The organism is Streptomyces sp. NPDC090798, assembly GCF_044768965.1.
Lineage (GTDB): Bacteria > Actinomycetota > Actinomycetes > Streptomycetales > Streptomycetaceae > Streptomyces.
This window is the reverse complement of record NZ_JBIVXA010000054.1, coordinates 1-4,347: the sequence shown is the minus strand read 5'-3', so window position 1 is coordinate 4,347 and position 4,347 is coordinate 1. Positions and strand designations below refer to the sequence as shown.

The following is a 4,347-nucleotide window of genomic DNA, read 5'->3' as shown; positions in this document are numbered from 1 at the left end:
CCACCCGCGTCTGGGGTTGTGTTTTTCCCCAAACCGGGGCATTCCTTAAACCGCGGGGGGGGGGGGGGGGGGGGGGGGGGGGGGGGGGGGGTGGGGGTGTGTCGAGCCCGTCGCCGCCGGATCAGACGTGGGCCGGGCAAGCGAGCCGCTGCTCGATCCGAACGTAAGCGACGGGCTTGCGACCCACCCCCACGCCCCCTTCCGCGCGACGCCGACTGCGGGTAAGCGAAACACCAGGTCATGGGGCAAGAATTCCGAGCGGCCCGCACCCCGCAGCCCGCCCCAGGGACACGAGGAACCACACGACCAGCCCCGCCTCAGGGGCGCGGGGAACTGCGCGACCAGCCCCCACCGACCGTCAGCCGAACGCATCGCACGGACGGGGGGTGCGGGGCGCAGCCCCGCCTCAGGGGCGCGGGGAACTGCGCGACCAGCCCCCACCGACCGTCAGCCGAACGCATCGCACGGACGGGGGGTGCGGGGCGCAGCCCCGCCTCAGGGGCGCGGGGAACTGCGCGAACGGCCCACACCGGCCCGCAGCCGACGAACTCACCCCACCCGCTCCACCGGCGGAGCCCTCGGCTGGGAATCGACGCAACCATTCCGCCCAACCCCCGGAGGGTATGGCCGATTCCGCCCGCATGGGCGGCCTTGTGGTGCTTCACACCACACGAGAGGCTGCCAAGTGGCGTACGGGCGACCCAGGTCGCACACGGTCGGTCCCGGTCGGCGTACGCCGACTTGAGGAGGGGAACTCACGTCATGGCACAGACGAGACGGCGGCGTCTGCGCCGGGCAGGATGCCTCACCGCGGTCACGACGGCCGCGGTGCTTTCGGCCATCACCCTGCCCGCGCACGCCGCTCCGGAGGGGCGGATACTCGGCGCCGGCGAACCCGGCTCCGTCAGCGGTAGTTACATCGTGACGCTCAAGGAGGGTACGAAGGCTCCGTCGTCGGTGGGTAAGGGCATCGCCGAGAAGTACGGGGCGCGAATCAGCCACACGTACGGCACGGCGCTCAACGGGTACGCGGTTCAGGTGAGCGAGAAGCAGGCGCGGCGGCTCGCGGCGGACTCCCGTGTGGCCTCCGTCGTCCAGGACACCCGGGTGGCACTCGACCACTTCGAGAAGAACCCGCCGTCCTGGGGGCTGGACCGGATCGACCAGCCCGCTCTGCCGCTCGACAAGGGCTACACGTGGCCAAAGTCGGCGGGCGCGGGCGTGACGGCGTACGTCATCGACACGGGGATCCGGATCACGCACAAGGACTTCGGGGGGCGGGCCGCTTACGGCTGGGACTTCGTGGGGAACGACAAGGCGGCGGGGGACGGGAACGGGCACGGGACCCATGTCGCCGGGACCATCGCCGGAACGGTCTACGGTGTGGCGAAGAAGGCCAAGGTCGTCTCCGTGCGGGTGCTCGACAACGCCGGTTCCGGCACCACCGCGCAGGTCATCGCCGGTATCGACTGGGTGACCCGGCACGCGCACAAGCCTGCGGTCGCCAATCTGAGCCTGGGCGGCCACCCGAACGCCCAGCTGGATGCCGCCGTACGCAACTCCATCGCCTCGGGAGTGACGTACTCGGTCGCGGCGGGCAACGACGCGCTGCCCGCCGGGCTGTACTCCCCCGCCCGGGTCAAGGAGGCGCTGACGGTCGCAGCGAGTGACAGGGCCGACGCCCGGGCGAGCTTCTCCAACTTCGGCGCGGCGCTCGACCTGTTCGCGCCCGGCGTGGCGATCACGTCGGCGTCGTACGCGAGCGACACCGGGAAGGCGACCTTCTCCGGTACGTCGATGGCGAGTCCGCATGTCGCGGGCGCGGCGGCGCTCTATCTCGCCGGCCACCCGAAGGCGACCCCGGCCCAAGTGGGCAAGGCGTTGGTTCAGCGGGCGGTGTACGGGAAGGTCGGCGGTGCGGGGCTCGGTTCGCCGAACAGGCTTCTGCGGGTGGGCCGTTCCTAGGAAACGGCCGAAACAGGTACCGGCCTCGCCCGTCGGACGAGGCCGGTCTTGTGTGTAGACATACGCGTAAGTAGTTAGCAACCTGCCGGATTGCTCACCCGAATAGGGTGGGAAGGCTCCCCCGGTACGCCCCGCAGGCCCCACCTCCCCACACCGTCATCCGCCCACCCTCGTTGACGCGGACAGGAGCGGTCATGCCCGCCACGCACCACACGTCGCCACCCCCGACGAACACCTCCGACACACCCCCCATACGCAAGGTCGACGCCGTCCCCCGCGTCCCGGAGCCACCCTCCGACCAGGCGGGCGAGAGCGTCGGACGCATTCCCGTCGTCGACGTTCGGCCCCTCGTCCTGCAAGGCCGACGCCCGGCCAAGGCGGTCGTCGGCGAGGCGTTCGAAGTCTCGGCCACCGTCTTCCGTGAAGGCCACGACGCCGTCGCCGCGAACGTCGTCCTGCGCGATCCGGAGGGCCGCACCGGCCCCTGGGCCCCGATGCGTGAACTCGCCCCCGGCACCGACCGCTGGGGCGCCACCGTCTCCGCCGGGACGACCGGCCACTGGACGTACACCGTGGAGGCCTGGAGCGATCCGGTCTCCACCTGGCGCCACCACGCGGGGATCAAGATCCCGGCGGGCATCGACACGGAACTGGTCCTGGAGGAGGGCGCCCGGCTGTACGAGCGCGCCGCCGCCGGAGTGCCGAAGAGCAAGGGCAGAAGGGATGTCGTCCTCGCCGCTGCGGACGCGCTGCGGGATGTCGGCCGTCCGGCAGCGGCCCGGCTCGCCGCCGCCCGCACCCCTGAAGTGGACAAGGTCCTCGCCCGCCATCCGCTGCGCGAGCTGGTCAGCAGCTCGGAGCCGTTGCCCCTGCTGGTGGAGCGCGAGCGGGCGCTGTACGGCTCCTGGTACGAGTTCTTTCCGCGTTCGGAGAGCGGCTATCTCGATCCGCCGGTGCACGGCACCTTCCGCAGCGCCGCCGAGCGGCTGCCCGCCATCGCGCGGATGGGCTTCGATGTCGTGTATCTGCCGCCCATTCATCCGATTGGGACCACTTATCGCAAGGGGCCCAACAACACGCTCTCGGCGGGGACCTACGACGTCGGTGTGCCCTGGGCGATCGGGTCTCCGGAGGGCGGGCACGACGCCGTTCACCCGGACCTCGGCACGATCGACGACTTCGACGCCTTCGTGGGGCGGGCGGAGCGGGAGGGGCTGGAGATCGCGCTCGACTTCGCGCTCCAGTGCTCGCCGGACCATCCGTGGGTGCAGAAGCATCCCGAGTGGTTCCACCACCGGGCGGACGGGTCGATCGCGTACGCGGAGAATCCGCCGAAGAAGTATCAGGACATCTTTCCGATCGCCTTCGACCAGGACATGCCGGGGCTGGTCCAGGAGACGCTGCGGGTGCTGCGGTACTGGATGAGCCACGGCGTGCGGATCTTCCGTGTCGACAACCCGCACACCAAGCCGGTCGTCTTCTGGGAGCGGGTCATCGCGGACATCAACCGCACCGACCCGGACGTGATCTTCCTGGCCGAGGCGTTCACCCGGCCCGCGATGATGCGCACGCTGGGGGCGATCGGCTTCCAGCAGTCGTATACGTATTTCACCTGGCGCAACACGAAGGAGGAACTCACCGACTACCTCAGTGAGCTGTCGGGGGAGGCGGCCGCCTACATGCGGCCCAATTTCTTCGTGAACACCCCGGACATCCTGCACGAGTTCCTTCAGCGCGGCGGGCGTCCGGCCTTCGAACTGCGTGCGGTGCTCGCCGCGACGCTGTCTCCGACCTGGGGCGTCTACAGCGGCTTCGAGCTCTGCGAGAGCACCCCGCTGCGTACGGGCAGCGAAGAGTACCTGAACTCCGAGAAGTACCAACTGCGTCCGCGGGATTGGGAGTCGGCGGAACGGGAGGGCCGTAGCATCGCGCCATTGCTGAGGGCGCTCAACGCCGTCCGTCGGCGCAGTCCCGCATTGCGCCAATTGCGCGGCCTCCACTTCCACCACACGGACAAGGACACGGTGATCGCCTACTCGAAGTCGGTCACGGACGGGAGCGGATCGAACACGGTTGTGGTGGTGGTCAACCTCGACCCCCACCACACCCAGGAGGCGACGGTCTCGTTGGACATGCCGCAACTCGGCCTGGACTGGCACGAGTCCGTGCCGGTGCGCGACGAGCTCACCGGCGAGACCTACAACTGGGGCAGGGCCAACTATGTGCGTCTTGAGCCAGGGCATAGTCCCGCGCACATCCTCACCGTCCTGCGACCGTCCTCACCGCAGATCGGAGGGTCACCCACCACATGATCGTCAACGAGCCCGTTCCGGACACTTTCGAGGACACCCCGGCCAGGGACCGCGACCCCGACTGGTTCAA

The 4,347-nt window shown here is 69.9% G+C and carries 2 protein-coding genes; both read left to right on the top strand.

Translation table 11 applies throughout. The features are described 5' to 3' along the window. Window positions 1–762 precede the first annotated feature (762 nt). Window positions 763–1,965, top strand: a complete 1,203-nt coding sequence (locus ACIQTP_RS46845; protein ID WP_403412341.1) for a S8 family peptidase — start codon at window positions 763–765, stop codon at window positions 1,963–1,965. A 194-nt stretch (window positions 1,966–2,159) separates the two neighbouring features. After that, window positions 2,160–4,277: an alpha-1,4-glucan--maltose-1-phosphate maltosyltransferase gene (locus ACIQTP_RS46840; RefSeq protein ID WP_403412339.1), complete on the top strand. Its 2,118-nt coding sequence runs from the start codon at window positions 2,160–2,162 to the stop codon at window positions 4,275–4,277. Window positions 4,278–4,347: the final 70 nt, after the last annotated feature.